Source organism: Streptomyces buecherae, from assembly GCF_014295035.1.
Lineage (GTDB): Bacteria > Actinomycetota > Actinomycetes > Streptomycetales > Streptomycetaceae > Streptomyces > Streptomyces youssoufiensis.
In genome coordinates this window covers 85,326-104,104 of sequence record NZ_CP060404.1, presented here as the reverse complement: position 1 = coordinate 104,104, position 18,779 = coordinate 85,326, and the positions used below count along the sequence as shown (strand labels likewise).

The window sequence follows — 18,779 nt, the reverse complement described above, 5'->3', positions numbered from 1 at the left end:
ACCCCCGACCACCCCGAACGCGGCTACGCTCCGCTACCGCACCCGGCGCCCGCGCCCGCGCGGGCGCGCGACCACGACCCCGATCCGTCCGGAGAGCCCGATGCCAGCCCAGCGCCCCACCGGCCCGACCGATCCCGCACCACCGGCCGAGGCGGTCGGCCCGCTGCTGCGGGGCATCGCCGTGCTGCGCGCCATCAGCGACGCGGGCGGCCGGCTGAGCCTCGGCGAACTTGCCCGCGAGACCGGGTTCGCCCGCTCCACCGTCGACCGCGTCGCCGCCACCCTGGCCCGCATGGGCTATCTGCGCCTGGACCAGTACGCGGCCACCCTCGCCCCGCGCCTGATGGAACTCGGCAACGCCTACCTGGCCGCCACCGGACTGCCGGGACCGCTCGGCCCGCTGGCCGAGTGGCTCGCCGAGGAGTTGGACGAGTCGGTCTCGCTCGCCGTGCCCGACGGCGACGGCATCCGCTTCGTGCACCAGACCACCCGCCGCCGTGCCATGTCGCTCACCTTCCGCATCGGCGACCTGCTGCCCGTCGAGCGCACCGCGCCCGGGCCGTTGTTCGCCGCCGAGTGGTCCGCCGAGCGCTGGGCCGACTGGCGAGCGGCCCAGGCGGCCGGCGGCCACGGCGCCGACTTCCCCGCCGTGCTCCCGCCCCGGGCCGGCGACCAGGGCCAGCACCCGACGTTCGAGGAGCGCGCCGCCCACGCGGGCCAGTGCGGCTGGGCCGAGGACGACCAGCGCATCGAGCCCGGCCTGATCGCGCTCGGCCTGCTGGTGCGCGCCCCGGACGGGCGGGCCGCCTGCGCGCTCAGCGTCGTCAGCCACACCAGCCGACACAGCGTCGCCTCGCTGCGCCGCGCGGTGCTGCCCCGCGCCCGGGCCACGGCCCGGGCCATGGAGCGGGCGCTCCGTGAGGCACCGCAGACCCCACCCGCCCCGGCCGCCGGCCTCGCCGACTGGACGCACGCGTCCAAGCAGGAACTCGGCGCCGAGTTCGTCGAGTCCCTGGCCCGTGGACTGACCGTCCTCACCGCCTTCGACCAGGGCCGGGACCAGTTGACGCTGGCCGCCATCGCGAGCGCCACCGGCCTCGCGCGCGCCACCGCCCGGCGCGCGCTCATCACCCTGGAACACCTGGGCTACGTCGCCGCGGAGGTCGGCCGGTTCCGCCCCACCCCCCGCGTGCTGGCCCTCGGCTACCCGCCGCTCTCGCGCACTACCCTCGCCGAGATCGCCGCGCCCCACCTGAGGACCCTCGTCCAGCGCGTGCACGACTCGGCGTCGCTGGCCGTGCTCGACGGCGACGACATCCGTTACACGGCCCGGGTCGCCACCGGCCGTGTGATGAGCGTGAACATCACCCTGGGCACCCGGTTCCCGGCGTACGCCACCTCCATGGGGCGGGTCCTGCTCGCCGACCTGCCGGCCGACGAGCGCCACGGCCACCTCGCCCGCGCCCGGCCCAGGGCCCTGACCCCGCACACCCGCACCGACCCGGCCGACCTGGCCGCGTGCCTGGAACAGGTGGCGCGCGAGGGGTACGCGCTGGTCAGCGAGGAGTTGGAGGAGGGGCTGCGCTCGCTGGCCGTGCCGGTGCGCGACCGGTCCGGCCGGGCGGTGGCCGCGGTCAACGTCGGCATGCACACCAGCCGCCGCACCCCGGACGCCTGCCTGGAGGAGGTCCTGCCCGCGCTCCGCGCGACGGCGCACGCGATCGAGGCCGACCTGCACGTCGCCCAGCGCTTCGTCCGCGTCCCCGCGCTGTGAGCCACCCCCGCCGCGCCACCGGCCGGGTGTGACGCGCGCGGGCGGCCCCACTGACGCGGGGCCGCCCGACGCTCGCTCACCCGGCTCAGATCGGGTAGGTGGCCTCCTGCGCGCGCACCGTGATCCAGCGCGTCTCGGTGAACGCCTCAAGGCTGGCCGTGCCGCCGAACCGGACACCGGTGCCGGAGGCGCCGACGCCGCCCATGGGGGCGAGCGCCTCGTCGTTGACCGTCTGGTCGTTGATGTGCACCAGGCCGGCCGGGATGCGTTCGGCCACCTCCAACCCGCGCATCACGTCCCGGGTCAGGACGCTCAGGGCGAGCCCGTACGTGCTCGCCGTGGCCAGCGCCACCGCCTCGTCCACGTCGGAGAACGCGCGGATCGGGGCGACCGGGCCGAAGACCTCCTCGGCGTACGCGGGGGAGGCGTCGGTGACCCCGGTGAGGACCGTGGGCCGGTAGAACAGCTCCTCGTGGGTGCCGCCGGCGGCCAGGCGGGCGCCGCCCTCCACGCTCGCCGTCACCAGGGCGTGGATCTTGTCGCGCTGCGGGGCGTCGATGATCGGCCCGAGGGCCACCTCCTCCTTGGCCGGGTCGCCGACGGTGAGCTGCTCCGCCTTGTGCGCGAGGCGCTCGGCGTACTCGTCGGCGATCGAGGCGTGCACCAGATGACGGCCGGTGGTCATGCAGATCTGGCCCTGGTGGAAGTAGGACCCGAAGGCGGCGGTGGACACCGCGCGCTCCAGGTCGGCGTCCGGCAGCACGATCATGGCGGAGTTGCCGCCCAGCTCCAGGTGCACCCGCTTGAGGTGCTCCGCCGCCGTCGCCCCCACCTTGCGGCCGGCCGCGGTCGAGCCGGTGAACGAGACGACCTGGGTGTGCGGATCGACGACCAGTTGGTGCCCGGCGTCGGCGCCACCGGGCACCACCGCCAACACGCCCTCGGGCAGCCCGGCCTCCTCGAAGACCCGCATCACCGCCACGCCGCCGCACACCGCCGTGCGCGGGTCCGGCTTGAGCACCACGGCGTTGCCCAGGGCCAGCGCCGGCGCCACCGAGCGGGTGGCCAGCACCAGGGGCGCGTTGAACGGCGCGATGACGCCCACCACCCCGGCCGGCAGGCGCCGGGCCATGCTCAGCCGTGGCTCGGCCGACGGCAGCAGCTCGCCGAGCGGACGGGAGGCCAGGGCAGCCGCCTCGTAGCACTCCTGGGCCGCCAGGTTGGTCTCGAACGCGGCCTTGCCCGGCACGCAACCCGCCTCGCGGATCAGCCAGTGGTGGATCTCGTCGGCGTGCCGGGTGAACAGGTCGCCCGCCCGGCGCAGCACCGCGGCCCGCTCGGTGTAGGGCGTCCTGGCCCACTGACGCTGGGCCTCGGCGGCGCGCTCGCTCGCGCGCGCGACGTCCTCGGGGTTGGCGGAGCCGACGCGCTCCAGGGTGTCGCCGGTGGCCGGTTCGACGACGGAGGTCTGGCCGCCGGCGGCCGGGGTCCAGCCGCCGATGGCGACCTTGCCGGACCAGTGGGACGGGTCGAGAAGGGACATCACAGTCTCCAAGGTGAGCGGTCGAGTGCGGGGGTGGGCAGGTGGGGCCTCACGGCTGGAAGGCCGTCTCGGCTTCGACGGCGACCTCCAGGACGAGCGGCTCCGTGCGCGTCTCGAACGTGGCGACCAGGGAGCCCAGCTCGCTGACCAACTCGTCGTAGCGGGTGACCCGGCGAGCGGGGCAGCCCAGGGACTCGGCGAGCGAGCAGACGCTGACCTGGTCGAACGCGGGCCAGGGTGCCTTGCCACCGTGCTTTTCGGCAAGCCTGTCCATCACCGCGTACCGGCCGTTGGCCAGCACGATGAAGACGGCGCCGACCTCGTAGTGCACGGCCGTCCACAGCGCCTGGATCTGGTAGAGCGACGAGCCGTCGCCGACGACGGCCACCACCGGGCGGCGCGGCGCGGCCATCCGGATGCCGATGGCGGCGGGCAGCGCGAACCCCAGGCCCCCCATGGCGGCGCTGACGAAGTCGAGCGGCTGCCGGGCCGGCACCAGCGCGTGCAGCTCCGGGCGGCTCGACGGGGTCTCCTCGACGACCACCGCGTCCGCGGGCAGGCGCTCGGCGAGCGCGGACAGCACGTGCGCGGCCCGCAGCGGCTCGCCCGGCCGGGGTGGCGCGGGCGGCGCGGTCCGCGCGGGGATGGCCGGGGCCTGCGCGCGGGCCGGGACCCGCTCGGCAAGGGCCGCGCAGAACGCCGGCAGCGGGGCCAGGACCGCGAGCTCGACCGGCGCGCGGTGGGCCTCGTCGGCGTCGTCGGTCAGCAGCGCCAGCCGGGTGCCGGCCGGCGCCAACGGCCCCTCCCCGTAGCCGTACTGGCGCAGCACCGGGGCGCCCACCGCGAGCACCAGGTCGTACGGCGCGAGGGTCTCGCGCAGCCGGGCGCGGTCGCCGGGCAGGTGGCCGGCGAACAGCCGGTGGTCCTGGGGGAAGCCGGCGCGCGCGCCGAAGGACTCCTGCCACACCGGGCAGTTCAGCCGCTCGGCCAGCGCGGTGAGCGCGGCCCAGCCCGCCTCGGTGTCGGCGGCCGACCCGGCGACCAGCGCGGGGGAGCGCGCCTCCGCCAGCAGGTCGGCCAGGTGCGCCACCGCCTCCGGGTCGGCCCCGGTGGCCTGCCGGAGGGCGGCCGGCGCGGGCACCGGCAGGTCGTCGGCCGGCTCGGCCCAGTCGTTCATGGGCACGATCACCAGCGCCGGGCCGCGCCGGGTGGTCGCGGCGTGCGCGGCCCGGCCGATGGCCCCCGGCACGTCCTGGGCCCGGATCGGGGTCTCCACGCGCACCGGGTACTCGCCGCACAGCCCCTCCAGGTTGCCGGCGAGGAAGGGTTCCTGGGCCAGGTGGCGGCGGTCCTGCTGGCCGACCAGCACCACCAGCGGCGCGCGGTTGACCCGGGCGGTGGCCAGGGCCCCCACGGCGTTGCCCAGCCCGGCGGTGGTGTGCAGCAGGACCAGCGCGGGCTGGGCGCGCGCGATCGCCCAGCCGGTGGCGGCACCGACCACCGAGCCCTCGTGGAGGGCGAGGACGAACGCGAGGTCGTCGGGGAGGTCGGCGAGCAGGGCCACCTCGGTCGAGCCCGGGTTGGCGAAGAGGGTCGTCAGGCCGTGTTGACGCATGACGTCGAAGGCGGCGTCGCGGACGGTGCGCATCGTGATGGTTCCTTCGTTCTGTGAGGGTGGTTCCCGGGCTTCGCCCGCCGGCCCCCGGCGCCCGGGGTCTCGCGCGCCGGGGGGCCAGAGCGGGGCGTCCGGGGTGGGGCGGGTGGCTCGCACGGTGGGGGAGGGTGCTTCACGGGGGAGTGGGGCGCCGGCCACGGACGCCGACCAACAGGCAGAACCCGACGGCGACGATCGCCGCGTCGAGCCACACGGCCGCGGTCCAACTCCCGGTGGAGTCACGCAGCACGCCGCCCACGGCCGGCGAGAGCACGGCGCCCGTCTCGCCGATGAGGTTCTGCATGCCGAAGGCGGAGCCGCGCAGCTCGGGTGGGGCCAGGTCGGCGGTGAGCGCGTGACCCACCGGTTGCAGGGCGTTGAAGAACAGGCTGGCGAAGAAGAGCAGCACGCCCATCACCCACAGCGAGGGCCGGTCGGTCGCGCTGAGGTACCAGGCGAACGCGACGGTGAGCAGGGCCTGGATGCCGGTGAACGTGAGCATGATCGACTTCCGGCTCCAGCCGCGCCGTACGCCGTGGTCCGAGAGCCAGCCGCCGGCGGGGAAGCCGAGGATGCCGGCGCCCGCGTTGAACCCCGCGGTGAGCGCGGCGCTCGCGAACGACGAGTGTGCGGCGCCCGCGACGATCGACACGGACCAGAAGCTGAAGAACCACAGGTTCCACAGGATCGCGATGTTGGCGAGGTAGATGAGGAACAGGTCACGGTTCCTGAGCACCGGGCCGAGTTCCTCACCCTTGCGGGTCAGCGCGAACAGCACGAGCCCGGCGGCGAGCACGACCTCCAGGAGCGCGATCCACAGGTCGGACAGGCCGGAGCGGTCGCCGATCAGGTAGACGGCCATGATCAGCACCAGGGACACCAACGAGTACGCGCCCAGGTGCGCGGTCGCCCGGCACACGGTGCGCCACTGGAGGTGGGCACGGAAGTACCAGGTGGTGGCGGCGCCGACGAGGAGCGTCGCGGCGCCGAGGATCCAGAACGCCATCCGCCACGCCTCGACGTCGGGCAGGAACACCTTGCCCACGTCGATGAAGTGCGGGGTGCCGACGATGGCGATGGTGATGCCGAAGGCGAGCCCGGTGATGACCACGCCCATGCCCAGGCTGCGGTCCCGCTCGGGCGTCGCGGCGGTGATCAGGGTGCGGTCGTTGGAGTAGAACGCCCCCTCGCCGAGCCCGGTCACCACGCGGACGACGATGAACGCGATCAGCCCGCCGAGGAAGCCGGTCAGGATGGTGGCGACGCCGGCCCACAGCAGGCTCACCACGATCAGCGTGCGGTGTCCGTAGCGGTCGCCGAGGTAGCCGCCGGGGAACTGGGTGAGCATGTAACCCGCGAAGAAGAGGCCGCCGATGAGCCCGCCCAGGGCGTGCGGGTTGTCCGCGTCGGCGAGGAAGCCCACGCCGTTGTCGATCATCCAGGAGACCACGGGCCCGGTGACGGCCCGGTCGGCCGCGCTGACCGTCCAACCCAGCAGCAACAGGAACCACAGGGTGTGCCAGGGCCGCAGCCGCCCCCGCGTCTGCTCCGCGTCCGGCTCGGCCCCCGCACCCACCACCGGGCCCGGGGCCTCGTCCGGTACAGCCTTCATGGGATCTCCTTGGCTCAAGGGGCGGACCACGGCCGCGTGCGCGATGCTCGGGGCGCTCGGGCCCGGCCGTGCCGCCCCGCGCGTACGGTGCTCGCCGAAGCGCCGTGGGGTTCGTACCCCGCGGTCCGTTCCGTACGGCGGTACGCGCGCCCACCGTGACCTCGGCCGCCTCCGCGGGGCCAGGAGCCTCAATGTAGGCAAGTGATATGTAGAGCGGAATGGTTGAAGGCATGTGTTCTGCTATGTGGAATTCCTGGTTTCCGTGGGGCGGACGGTCGGCCTCCGCTGTGTGGTTCATCCGGACCCCGGGGTCACCGGTCGGCGGACTCGCGCGCGAAGACGATGTCCCCGTCGAAGACGGTCAGGTCGATGGGCAGGTCGACGATCTCGTGCGGGTCGGTGGCGCGCAGGTCGCCACCCACGACGCACAGATCGGCGACCTTGCCCGGCTCGACGGTGCCCTTCCACTCCTCGGCGAAGTCCTGCCGGGCGGGGTTGACGGTGTAGGCGCGCAGCGCCGTCTCCAGCGAGACCCGCTGGTCGGGGCCGCTCACCCGGCCGGTGGCCTTGGACTCGCGGAGCAGCATGGCGGCGACCCCCTGCCGCCAGTTGGGCATCGTGATCGGCGCGTCGGAGCCCACGCACACGGCGATTCCCGCCTCGGCCGCGGAGCGCACCGGCCACTGGTAGTCCGACCGCTCACGGCCGACGACGTCGTCCATCAGGTCCGCGATGGTCCACTTGATGGCGGGGTTCATGTTGATGCCGTAGCCGTGCGCGGCGAGCTTGGCCAGGCTCCCGGGCGAGGCGAAGTCGCCGTGGATGACGTAGTGCCGCGCGTCCGGGCGCGGATGCGCCCGCTGGGCGGCCACGAAGGCGTCGACCACGGCGTCGATCGCCCGGTCGCCGGTGACGTGCACCCCCAGTTGGTACCCGGCCGTGTGCGCCACCCGGATCATCTCGGCGAGCTCGGCCTGCTTGAGGCCGGCGTCGGCGCCGTGTACGCACAGCGCCCCGTGGCCGCCCCCGGGGTAGGGCTCGTGCATCCAGGCCGTCTCGTTCGGCGGCACCCCGTCGGCGAACACCTTGACCCCGATCGCGGCGAGCCGCCGTTCGTCCACGTCACGCGGCAGGGCGAGCCCGCGCAGGCCGGTGGTCACGTCGGCCGCCGAGCCGCCCATGGGCGCGGGCAGCAACAACACCCGTACCCGCGAGGCCAGTTGGCCGGCCCTGGCCAACTCGACGTAGGCGTGCAGGGTGCCGGTGTCGAGCCCGCCGCCGAGGATCTCGGCGCCACCCGGGCCGAGGCCGGGCTCCGTGAAGCTCGTGATGCCCTCGGCGTGCAACGCCGCCACGGCCGACCGGATCGCCTCCTTGCGCTGGGCCACGGTCGCGGGCGGCACCAGCCGCTGGACCAGCGCCTGTGCCGTCTCCTTCAGGATGCCGGTGGGTTCCCCCGCGCCGTCGGTCTCGATCACCCCGCCCGAGGGTGACTCCGTGTCGCGGGCGATCCCGGCGCGTTCGAGCGCCGCCGAGTTCACCCAGACCATGTGGCCGGAGAAGTCGGTCAGGCAGACCGGGTGCTCGGGGGCGGCGGCGTCCAGGTCACCCCGGTGCGGTCGGCGGGCCTGGTCGGCCAGGCATTCCGCCAGGTAGCCGACGTCCCAGCCGAGACCGGTGATCCACTCGCCCCGGGGGGTACGGGCCGCGGCCTCCCGTACCGCCTGGGTGACGTCGTGGATCGAGCGCACCGTCGGGTGGCCCACGTCCAGCGCGAACGGCGGCCTGGTCAGCGCCCACGCCGCGGCGTGCAGGTGCGAGTCGTTGATGCCCGGCAGCACCGTCCGGCCGGCCAGGTCGAAGACCCGCGTGGCGGGGCCGGCGAGCGCGGCGATCTCCGCGTCGGTGCCGACGGCGACGACGCGATCGGCCGTGACGGCGACCGCCTGGGCGACGGTGAACGCGTCGTCCATGGTCAGCACGGAGCCGCCGGTCAGGATGAGGTCCGCTGTCTCCGACATCGATGGCCTTTCTGGCTGGGGGTCGGTGGGGTGGGGAAAGATTCGCGAGGGTGGCGAGGAGGTGAGGGGGTGGCGAGGCAGGCCGGCCGTCGAGTGCGTCTCGTTTGAGGCCAAACCTTATGCTCGGCGTGCGGGCCCGGCAAGACATTCGCGGCGGGCCGTGGCGGGGTGAGAGCGTTGGCGGTGTCGGGGCGTCGTCGGCGCCTCAGCGGTCGAGCACGCGGCGCAGCCAGGACAGGCGGGTGGCCAGCGCGGCGCGCGTCACCTCGTGGTCCGGGGCGAAGACGTCGAAGCCGTGGAAGGCACCCTGCCAGATGTGCAGCTCCGCCTGACCCCCCGCCGCCCAGATGCGGGACGCGTACGCCACGTCCTCGTCCCGGAACAGCTCGGCGCTGCCGGCCTCGACGAACGCCGGCGGCAGGTTCGACAGGTCGCCGGCCCGGGCCGGGGCGGCGTAGGGCGACACCCGAGCCGCCGTGCCGCCCGCCCGGTCGCCGAGCAGCGCCCGCCACCCCAGCAGGTTCATCGACCGCTGCCAGGTGCCGCTGCCGTCGTACTGGTGGCTGGAGACCGTCGTGTTCCGGTCGTCGAGCATCGGACACAACAGCAACTGCCCCGCCAGAGCCGGCCCGTTGCGGTCGCGGGCGAGCAGCGCGACCCCGGCCGCTAGGCCGCCGCCGGCGCTGCCGCCCATGACGACGACACGGCCGGGGTCGACGCCCAGCTCGGCGGCGCCGCGCGCCATCCACACCAGGCCCGCGTAGCAGTCCTCCACGGGCGCCGGGTCCGGATGCTCCGGCGCGAGCCGGTACTCGACGCTGACGGCGACCGCCCCCAGCTCCTCCACCAGATCGGCCAGGCGTGCCGCGTCCTGGTGGCGATGGCCGCTGATCATGCCGCCGCCGTGCATGTTGTACAGGCCCGGGGCCGGCGCCGGCAGGCGGCGCGGGCGCAGCACGGTGACGGCGAGGTCGGGCGCGCCGTCGGGGCCGGGCACCGTCAGCTCCTCGGCGTCGATCTCCCGGTCGCCGATGACCTCGGCGATCGGCGGGGCGGGGAACGCCGTCGCGGCCTCGCGCAGCTTCGGAACGTCCGCCAGGGACAACTCCGGGCCGGAGGGGCGGGGCAGCGCGTCGAGCACCGCGCTGAGCGTGGGGTCGAAGGGGACGGGGCGAACGCGCATGGTGCTCCCTCACGGGTGGTGGGATGGGTGGCGAGGGCGGCCGGTCACCGCGGTCTGGCGAACGCGAGGGCGCGCGCCGGGTTCTCGACCATGATCGTGTGCAGCGCCCGCTCGCTCACCCCCAGCCGGCGCAGGGCGGGCAGGAAGTGGCGCGGGATGTAGTCGTAACCCTGCCCGCCGTACCGCTTGAGTTGGATCTTCTGGCACACGTCGTGGCCGAGCAGGAGTTGGCGCGCGTACCCGCGCTCGACGAGTTCGGCGATGCCCCGGGCCACCTTGTGGTCGCTGGTCAGGACGAGGTGCCCCCACGGGCTGCCGGGCGAGGCGAGGAAGTCGAACTCCACGAAGACGCCGCGCGCCAGGACGCGTTCGCCGAGCGACGGGTTGGTGATGACCTCCATGGCGTGGCCCAGAACGATGTTGGACGCGGCCACGCCCTCCTCGGCGAGGATGTCGAGCACCCGGAGCTTGTCCTCGCCGACGCCGCCGACGTGGAAGGTGACCGGCGCGCCCGTCACCCTGCTAGCCCGGCCGCTCGCGCGCACGCTCTTGAGTTCGTTCTCCGTCAACGGGGCCGTCTCCGCGCCCACTTCACCGATGACGCCCGAGCGGATGCCGGTGTCGCCGACCCCGACGGCGATGTCGCGCACGATGGTGTCGGCCAGCGCGTCGACGTCGCGCCCGGCCATGTCCGCCGGATGGAAGGTGGGGGTGTACCAGCCGCCCCCCATGACGACGTGCAGCCCGCTGGCCCGGGACAGCCGCAGCAGCGACTCGGGGTCCCGGCCCAGGCCCATGGGGGAGACCTCCACCACCGTGCCGCCCCCGGCGTGGGCGAAGGCGCTCACCTCCGACAGCATCTCGTCGAAGTCGGCCAACCGGTCGTTGTCGGCGTTGGGGTGGCCGTGCCGGGTGCGGGCCAGGTTGGCGAGGGTGAGCGGCTCGGCGGCCTCGGGCGAGTCCTCGCCGGGACGGTGGGAGCCGGGTGGCCGTCGCAGGTCCACGAAGATGTGCTCGTGCATGAGCGTCTGGCCGAGGACCGACGGGTCCACGGGCCCCGCGACGGTGAGCGCCTTGCCGGCGATGTCCGGGATCTCGAACGGGTAGCGGCTCACGAGGGGGCCCTCCGGTGGGTGAGGGTGAGCAGGCGCCGGGGGTTGTCCACGGTGAGGGCGGTGACGAGCGCGTCGTCGGCGCCGAGCATCCTCAGGTACGGGACGAACTGCGTCAGGACGAAGCCGTATCCGCCCCCGCCGTAGGCGAGCAACTGGGCCTTGGTGCTGACGTCCTGGGAGAGCAGGACGCGTGCGGCGTGGCCCCGCCCGGCGAGCTCCAGCACGGCCGCGGCGACGTCCTGGTCGTCGCTGACGCTGTGCACCGACGGCAGCCGGCCGAGCTGGTCGAACTGCACGAACACCCCGCGCTCCAGGAGGGGTTCGAGGTCGTCCGGGCGCGGCGCGAGACCGTCACAGTGCCCGACGGCGACCCGCGCGAGGTCCGCGCCCTCGGCCGCGAGCACGTCGAGCACGCGCTGCTGGGTGGCGGCATCGGCGGAGCGGCTGAGCGAGATCGCGGCGCCCGTGGCCGCCGACGCCCGTGCCGCCGCGACCAGGACGGCGCGCTCGGCGGGGGCGGTGGGGTCGAGCGCGGCCAGGTGGCCGATGATGCCCGCCCGGACCCCGCGCACCCCCTCGGTGAGATCGCAGACGATCTCCTCGGCCAGGCGCTCGGCGCTCAGGTCGGCGGGTCCGGCGGGCCACGCCGGGTGGTAGCGGCCCGAGCCCATCACCAGACGCAGGCCGGTCGCCTCGGCGACGCGGCGCAGCGCGGCCGGCCGCCGACCCAGGCCCGGCGCCGTGGCGTCCACCAGGGTGCCGCCGCCGGCGCGCCGCAGCGCGGCGGCCTCCGCCGTGGCCAACTCCTCGTCGTGGAGCCGCCAGTTGTCCCGGTTGACGGCGCCCACGCCGATGTCGCCGAGCAGTTCCATCGTCAGGGGCGCCTGGTAGGGCTGCCAACTCGCGGCCGTGGGGCGGGCGCGCCCGACGGCCGCCCAGGACTCCGCCGTGTCGTGCGGCGTGGCGTAGTCACTCAGAAGGTGTTCGTGGGGGAGTACCACGCCGAGCGCGGCCGGCGAGATCTCGCCGGTGACGGTGACGACGGTGCCCCCGGATTCCTGCGCGGCCTGGGCCGCGCCGACCGCACCCGCAGTCGAGTCGGTGGTGGACATGCGACTCAACCTAACAGGCGAGATACCTCATCGTATACGATCGTGCGCCAACGATCCCGGAGAAACCTTCTGCTCCCGGACGAGGGGGCGGCCGGTCGCGGTCAGTAGACGATCGACACGATCTGACAGGCCGCCTCGGCCAGGTCGCGGTCGCCCTCGACGCCGGCCCGGGCCAGGGCGGCGTCGGGCTGGAGGTCGCGGGCGCACAGGCGCCAGGCGGTGTCCGCGTCCAGGCGTACGACCGAGGCGGGGCGTCCCGCGTCCGGCTCGGCGAGCGACCAGCGCGGGCCGGTGGCCGTCGCGGTCCAGGTGCCGCCGGCGGGGCCGTCGATCCGTACCCGGACCTGCGTGCCCACCGGCGCGGCGACCTCGCGCAGGGTGTGGGGCAGGGCCCGCAGGAAGGTGTCCAGGACCACGGCGAGCGGGGCGGGATCGGGGTCGACGCCCTGGCCGACGGCGCGGCGGATCTGCTGGCGGTGGGTCCAGAACTCGGTGAGGTCGCGGGCGCTGTCCAGCCACACCGGGGCCGGGTCCACGCCGGCCCAGGACACGCCGAGCGACGGCGCGTGGAGGTCGCTGGCCGCGAAGAGTTCGGCGACCTGCCGGCCGATCAGGTCGAGGGTGTCGGTGAGCGTAGCGGGGCTCACCCGGGAGAAGGCGGTCACCCACTCCTGGTTGATGCGGTGGATGAAGGTCTCCAACGTCTCGCCCGGCGCGGGGGCCGGCCCCTCCCGGTGGCCGTCGCGGTCCCGCGCGAGGCGCCCGTAGAAGTCACCCAGGACGTGCGCGGCGAGGTCGCGAACGGTCCATCCCGGCACCGCCTCCCTGGCCCAGTCGGCGGGCGCCAGACCGCGCAACGTGGCCATCAGCGCGGCCTGTTCCGGGGCGAACAGGGGGCGGGCGTCGATCGGAGCGCCGAGCCAGGAGAGGCCGGGCACGTCGTTGGGCTGCGAGTCCATGGCGCAAGCCTGCCAACCCAACGCCCCGCCCACTACCGGATTTCCGCCCCGGGTGAGCGCGTGCCCCGGCCCGGCGGGGCGCCGCCGGGCCCCGCCGAGCCCGCGCGCCTCAGGGCGCGGCCTGCGACTGGCGCAGCGCGTCGGCGGTGGCGATCTTGTGGGCGCAGGCAACCTGCTCGATCTCCTGGGGCGGCGCCCCCGCCGCGATCAGCCCCAGCATCCGCTCGTGCTCCGCGACGGAGCGCCGGGCCCGCCCGGGGACGTAGCTGAAGGTCGAGCGGCGCATGTGGTCCAGCCGGGCCCACTCCGCCTCCAGGAGGGCGACCAGGTGCGCGTCGGGGCAGTGCGCGTAGAGGGAGAAGTGGAACTCGCGGTTGAGCGCGGTGAAGGCCGTGGGGTCGAAGTCCTCCAGCGCCGTGGTCATACGGGCGTTGACCTGCCGGGACCGCTCGATGTCCGTGGCCGACATGTGGGCGGCGGAGATCGCGGTGGCGTACCCCTCCAGGCGGGCCAGGACCTGGAGCGAGTGCTCGACCTGCGTGGCGTCGAAGACCGCCACCCGGGCGCCGATGTTGCGCACCACCTCGACCAGCCCGTCGGACTGGAGCCTGCGCAACGCCTCGCGCAGCGGGATCGTGCTGACCCCGGTCTCCCGCGCGAGCTGGCTGAGGACCAGCCGGTAGCCGGGCCCGTAGGTGCCGTCGAGGATGCGCGAGCGCAGCAGGTCGTAGCTGAGCTCGGCCTTCGACCCCTTGGCGGCCGTCCGCTTCTCCGTCGTACTCATCGCCGCTTCCCTACCCCGGGCCGGCCGGCCGCACCGCGACCCCGGCTGTCTGTTCCCATGTTCACCCCGCGAGCACCTCCAGGACTGTACGGCGGAACGCGTCCCCCGAGAGGGCCCCCTGGTGGTCACCCGGGACCGGGACCCACCGCGCCCCGTCGACCGACTGGGCGACCTGCTCTATGCCACGGGTCATCACGTCGTCCGCTCCGGCGACGAAGACCGGTGGCGTGCCGCCGGCCCAGGACCGGGGCGCGAAGGGCGTGGCACGCAGCCCTTCCACGCACCGGGCCAGGCCGGTGGCCCGGGGCCCGTGGGCGCGCACCATGCCGGCGATCATCGCGGTGAACGGGTCGGCGGGCTCGATGCCGTCGGCGACCGCGCGGCGCAGCGCCACCACGTCCACCGCCGCGAACGGCTCGACGGGGCTCAGCCCGCCGAGCACCGCCCGCCCCAACCGACCGGGCGCCGCCGCGGGCAACTCCCAGGCGAGCCGGGCGCCCAGCGAGTACCCGACCACGTCGAACGCCTCCGCGCCCGCCTCGTCCACCACCGTGACCAGATCGGCGACCAGGGCCGGCACGGCGACCTCGGCGACCGTCGCGGGGGCCGGGCTGTCCCCGTGGCCGCGCAGGTCGGGCGCGATCACCACGCGCCCGGCCGCGGTCAGCGCCCGGGCTATCCCGGTGTCCACCCAGTCCCGGCCACCGTCCGAGCCGAAGCCGTGCACGAGGAGCACGGGCGGCTGGCCGGCGGTCTGGGCGGGGGCGAACGTTCGGACCGTCAGACCGGTTCGACTCTGCATCGGTCGCACATCCTCACATCGAGTGTCGGCGGTGAACTTCGATTCTGTACGCGAACGGTGGTCCGCTGGCGCGCGGGGTGGGCCGCGCCCTCACCACTGGCCGGGCGGGCCATCTTCCCCGACCTGCCATGCATGATATCGTATACGATTATTCCACCGTGGTACCTGCCCGGTCGTCTCAGTGAGGCCGCCCGCGGTCCGCGCCGGACCCCTTCGCCACCGCCTGCGCGGACAGTCGCCGCTCCTCCTCGACCAGCGCCTCGCGCCGCACACGCCCAGGAGAACTCCCATGCCGCACCCGCTGGGAACCCAGCCCTCGAAGATCATCGCAGTCCACCTCAACTACCCCTGCCGGGCCAAGGAACGCGGACGCGTCCCCGACCAGCCGTCCTACTTCCTCAAGCCCCCCTCGTCGCTGGCCGGCACGGGCGACGCCATCGCGCGGCCCAGCGGCTGTGAACTGATGTCCTTCGAGGGCGAGATCGCGCTGGTCATCGGCAGCCGAGCGCACCGGGTCAGCCCGGAGCGTGGGTGGAGCCACGTCGCCTGGGTGACGGCGGCCAACGACGCCGGCGCGTACGACCTGCGCTACGCCGACCGCGGCTCCAACCTGCGGTCCAAGGGCGCCGACGGCTTCACCCCCGTCGGCCCCAGGCTGCTCGACGCCACCGCGCTCGACCCCGCCGCCCTGCGGCTGCGGACCTGGGTGGGCGGCGAACTGGTCCAGGACGCCGACACCGCGACCCTGCTCTTTCCCTTCGGCACCCTGATAGCCGACCTGTCGCGGCTGGTCACTCTGGAGCCCGGCGACGTGATCCTCACCGGCACCCCGGCCGGCGCCTCCGTGGTCGCGCCCGGCGACACCGTCGAGGTCGAGGTCAGCGCCCCGGACCAGGGACTGACCAGCGGCCGGCTGCGCAACCAGGTCACCGAGGCCGAACACACCCTGGCGGAGTGGGGCGCCATGCCGCGCGTCGACGCCGCGCTGCGGGCCGACGCCTGGGGCCCGGCCCACGTCGAGGAGCCCACCCTCGACAAGGCCGTCGCCGAGGCGCTACGTGGCCTGGCCACCGCCACCCTCAGCTCCCAGTTGCGCAAGCGCGGCCTCCAGCACATGACGATCGACGGGCTGCGCCCCACCAAGCCGGGCGGCAGACTCGTCGGCACCGCCCACACCCTGCGCTACCTGCCGCTGCGCGAGGACCTCTTCGCGCGGTACGGCAACGGCATGAACGCGCAGAAGCGCGCCGTCGAGGAGCTGCGCCCGGGCCAGGTGCTGGTGATGGACGCCCGCCGCGACCCCACCTCCGGCACCATCGGCGACATCCTGGCCTTGCGGGCCCAGAAGCGCGGCGCCGCCGGCATCGTCACCGACGGCGGGCTGCGCGACAGCGCCGCGGTGGCCGACCTGGACCTTCCGACGTACTACGCCGCCGAGCACCCCGCCGTCCTCGGGCGCCGGCACGTCCCCTGGGACACCGGCGTGCCCATCGCCTGTGGCGGGGCGCTCGTACAGCCCGGTGACATCCTCGTCGGCGACGCCGACGGCGTCGTCGTCGTCCCGCCCGACCTGGCCGGCGAACTCATCGCCGACAGCGTCGAACAGGAATCGCGGGAGCGGTTCATCGCCGAACAGGTGGCGGCGGGCGAGGCCATCGAGGGCCTGTACCCGCTCGGGCCCACCTGGGAGCCGGCCTACCAGCAGTGGCGCGGCACCCGACCGTGAACCCGCCCGCACCCACCCACCCACGGAGCACCCCATGAAGTTCCGCACCGACCCCGCCACCATCCGCGGGTCCATCGCCCCCCTCGTCACGCCGTTCACCGCCGACGGCGCGGTCGACCACGACAGCCTGCGGGGCCTGGTCCGCTGGCAGTTGGAGTCCGGCTCGCACGGCATCTCGCTGGGCGGCTCGACCGGCGAACCCTCCGCGCAGAGCGCCGCCGAGCGCATCGCCGCCATGCGCACCGCCGCCGCCGAGATCGGCGACCGGGTGCCGTTCCTGCCCGGCACCGGCTCGCACAAGCTGGACGAGACGCTGGAGATCACCGCGGCGGCCCGGGAGCTGGGCGCGGACGCCGCCCTGGTCATCACCCCGTACTACGCGCGCCCCACCCAGGAGGCGCTGTACCAGTGGTACGCCACCGTGGCCCGCGAGTTCCCCGACCTGCCGCTGGTCGCCTACAACGTCCCCTCGCGCACCGCCGTGGACATCGCGCCGGACACGGTGCGGCGGCTGTTCACCGACTTCGACAACTTCGTCGGCGTCAAGGAGACCACCAAGGACTTCGAGCACTTCTCCCGCGTCCTGCACGCCTGCGGCCGTGAGCTGCTCGTGTGGTCCGGCATCGAGTTGCTGTGCCTGCCGCTGCTCGCGCTCGGCGGGGCCGGCTTCGTCTCCGCCGTCGCCAACCTGGCACCCACCGCCGTGGCCCGGATGTACGAACTGTGGGAGGCCGGCGACCACGAGGCCGCGCGAGAGCTGCACTACCGCCTGCACCCCCTGGTCGACCTGCTGTTCGTCGAGACCAACCCGGCCCCGGCCAAGTGGGTGCTGGAGCAGCAGGGCCGCATCGCCTCGCACCACGTACGCCCCCCGCTCACCCCGCCCACCGAGGACGGCCTTACCCGCGTCCGCGCCCTGCTCGCCGAGGGCGGCGACCTCACCCAGCAGCTCTGACCCTCCGCTACGGGAAGAGACACCCATGTCCACGAACCCCACCCCGGGCCGCCCGGCCGACCTGCCCACCCGGATCCGCCACTGGATCGGTGGCGAACTCACCGACAGCGCCGACGGCCGCACGTTCCCCGTCAGCGACCCCGTCTCCAACGCCCCCTACGCCACCGCGGCGGCCGGCACCACCGACGACGTGGACCGCGCCGTCACTGCGGCCCGCGCCGCCTTCCCCGCCTGGTCGAAGCTGGGCAACCGGGAGCGTGCCCGCGTCCTGTACCGGATCGCCGACGGCGTCGAGGCGCGCGAGGAGCGCCTGGCCGCCTTCGAGACCTTCGACTCCGGCCTGCCCATCACCCAGGCCCGCGGCCAGGCCCGGCGGGCGGCCGAGAACTTCCGCTACTTCGCCGACGTCATCGTCGCCATCGGCGAGGAGGCGTTCCGCGCCGGCGACCAGCAGATCAACTACGTCGTCCGCACCCCCGTCGGCGTCGCCGGCCTGATCACCCCCTGGAACACCCCGTTCATGCTGGAGAGCTGGAAGCTGGCCCCGGCGCTGGCCTCCGGCTGCACCCTGGTGCTCAAGCCCGCCGAGTGGACGCCCCTGTCCGCGAGCCTGTGGCCCGAGATCCTGGACGAGGCCGGCGTACCGTCCGGCGTGGTCAACATCGTGCACGGCATCGGCGAGGAGGCCGGCCAGGCGCTGGTGGACCACCCCGGCGTGCCGCTGATCTCCTTCACCGGCTCCACCGACACCGGCCGACACATCGTCCGCAGCTCGGCGGCGCACCTGAAGACCACGTCGATGGAGCTGGGCGGCAAGTCCCCGGTCGTGCTCTTCGCCGACGCCGACCTGGACGCGGCGCTGGACTCGGTCGTCTTCGGCGTCTTCTCCCTCAACGGCGAACGCTGCACCGCCGGCTCCCGCGTCCTGGTGGAGCGCCCGATCTACGAGGAGTTCACCCGCCGCCTGGCCGAGCGCGCCGAGCGCGTGAAGGTCGGCCTTCCGTCGGACCCGGCCACCGAGGTCGGCGCCCTGGTCCACGCCGAGCACTACGCGCGTGTCCTCGACTACGTCGAGATCGGGCAGCAGGAGGCGAAGCTGGTAGCCGGCGGCGGACGCCCCGCGCACCTGCCGGAGGGCAACTACCTCCAGCCCACCGTCTTCGCCGACGTCCCCCGCGACGCCCGCATCTTCCAGGAGGAGATCTTCGGCCCGGTCGTGGCCGTGGCCCCCTTCGACGACGAGACCGAGGCCGTCGAGCTGGCCAACGCCACCGAGTACGGGCTCGCCGCCTACGTGTGGACCTCCGACCTCAAGCGCGGGCACCGCGTCGCGCACGCCGTCGAGTCCGGCATGGTCTGGATCAACTCCCACAACGTGCGTGACCTGCGCACTCCCTTCGGCGGAGTCAAGTCGTCCGGCCTCGGCCGCGAGGGCGGTGCGCATAGTATCGACTTCTACACCGAGTCGAAGATCGTCCACGTCATGCTCGACCAGCCCCACACCCCCCGCTTCGGCGCGTGACCGTCAAGGAGCGACCT

Annotated in this window: 14 protein-coding genes; 4 read left to right on the top strand and 10 right to left on the bottom strand. The window is 74.4% G+C overall.

The window, feature by feature from the left end:
- Positions 1-100: 100 nt before the first annotated feature.
- The gene (locus tag H7H31_RS00430; protein ID WP_187061006.1) at positions 101-1,774 is read left to right on the top strand and encodes an IclR family transcriptional regulator domain-containing protein; all 1,674 of its coding nucleotides are present in this window, start codon (positions 101-103) and stop codon (positions 1,772-1,774) included.
- A gap of 85 nt (positions 1,775-1,859) precedes the next feature.
- Here H7H31_RS00430 and H7H31_RS00425 read toward each other — a convergent pair whose 3' ends face one another.
- The 10 genes from H7H31_RS00425 to H7H31_RS00380 form a co-directional block, all read right to left on the bottom strand.
- Entirely contained in the window at positions 1,860-3,317 is a 1,458-nt protein-coding gene (locus H7H31_RS00425; RefSeq protein WP_187061005.1) for a benzaldehyde dehydrogenase, read from the bottom strand.
- Between the two features lie 49 nt (positions 3,318-3,366).
- Entirely contained in the window at positions 3,367-4,965 is a 1,599-nt protein-coding gene (locus H7H31_RS00420) for a thiamine pyrophosphate-dependent enzyme (RefSeq protein ID WP_187061004.1), read from the bottom strand.
- Between the two features lie 139 nt (positions 4,966-5,104).
- On the bottom strand, positions 5,105-6,583 hold the full coding sequence (locus H7H31_RS00415) for an MFS transporter (RefSeq protein ID WP_187059979.1): 1,479 nt from the start codon (positions 6,581-6,583) through the stop codon (positions 5,105-5,107).
- 311 nt (positions 6,584-6,894) lie between these two features.
- The gene (locus H7H31_RS00410; RefSeq protein ID WP_187059978.1) at positions 6,895-8,604 is read right to left on the bottom strand and encodes an amidohydrolase; all 1,710 of its coding nucleotides are present in this window, start codon (positions 8,602-8,604) and stop codon (positions 6,895-6,897) included.
- Positions 8,605-8,809: 205 nt separating this feature from the next.
- On the bottom strand, positions 8,810-9,787 hold the full coding sequence (locus H7H31_RS00405) for an alpha/beta hydrolase (protein ID WP_187060928.1): 978 nt from the start codon (positions 9,785-9,787) through the stop codon (positions 8,810-8,812).
- Between the two features lie 44 nt (positions 9,788-9,831).
- The gene (locus H7H31_RS00400; protein WP_187060927.1) at positions 9,832-10,902 is read right to left on the bottom strand and encodes a phosphotriesterase family protein; all 1,071 of its coding nucleotides are present in this window, start codon (positions 10,900-10,902) and stop codon (positions 9,832-9,834) included.
- Positions 10,899-12,014, bottom strand: a complete 1,116-nt coding sequence (locus tag H7H31_RS00395; RefSeq protein WP_187060926.1) for a phosphotriesterase — start codon at positions 12,012-12,014, stop codon at positions 10,899-10,901. The genes H7H31_RS00400 and H7H31_RS00395 overlap by 4 nt, the downstream gene beginning before the upstream one ends.
- 101 nt (positions 12,015-12,115) lie before the next feature.
- A complete protein-coding gene (locus H7H31_RS00390; protein ID WP_187060925.1) occupies positions 12,116-12,973 on the bottom strand; it encodes a maleylpyruvate isomerase family mycothiol-dependent enzyme in 858 nt (285 codons plus the stop codon).
- 109 nt (positions 12,974-13,082) lie between these two features.
- Positions 13,083-13,757, bottom strand: a complete 675-nt coding sequence (locus H7H31_RS00385; protein ID WP_187060924.1) for a GntR family transcriptional regulator — start codon at positions 13,755-13,757, stop codon at positions 13,083-13,085.
- Between the two features lie 61 nt (positions 13,758-13,818).
- A complete protein-coding gene (locus H7H31_RS00380) occupies positions 13,819-14,559 on the bottom strand; it encodes an alpha/beta fold hydrolase (protein ID WP_187060923.1) in 741 nt (246 codons plus the stop codon).
- Positions 14,560-14,848: 289 nt separating this feature from the next.
- Between H7H31_RS00380 and H7H31_RS00375 the strand changes: the two genes are divergently transcribed.
- Genes H7H31_RS00375 through hpaE form a run of 3 tightly spaced genes read left to right on the top strand, consistent with a single transcriptional unit; the run spans position 14,849 to position 18,762 of the window.
- Positions 14,849-16,285 carry a fumarylacetoacetate hydrolase family protein gene (locus tag H7H31_RS00375; protein WP_187060922.1) on the top strand — a complete coding sequence of 479 codons (1,437 nt, stop codon included), beginning with the start codon at positions 14,849-14,851 and terminating at the stop codon, positions 16,283-16,285.
- Between the two features lie 34 nt (positions 16,286-16,319).
- The gene (gene dapA, locus H7H31_RS00370; RefSeq protein ID WP_187061840.1) at positions 16,320-17,240 is read left to right on the top strand and encodes a 4-hydroxy-tetrahydrodipicolinate synthase; all 921 of its coding nucleotides are present in this window, start codon (positions 16,320-16,322) and stop codon (positions 17,238-17,240) included.
- A 25-nt stretch (positions 17,241-17,265) separates the two neighbouring features.
- The gene (gene hpaE, locus H7H31_RS00365) at positions 17,266-18,762 is read left to right on the top strand and encodes a 5-carboxymethyl-2-hydroxymuconate semialdehyde dehydrogenase (protein ID WP_187061839.1); all 1,497 of its coding nucleotides are present in this window, start codon (positions 17,266-17,268) and stop codon (positions 18,760-18,762) included.
- Positions 18,763-18,779: the final 17 nt, after the last annotated feature.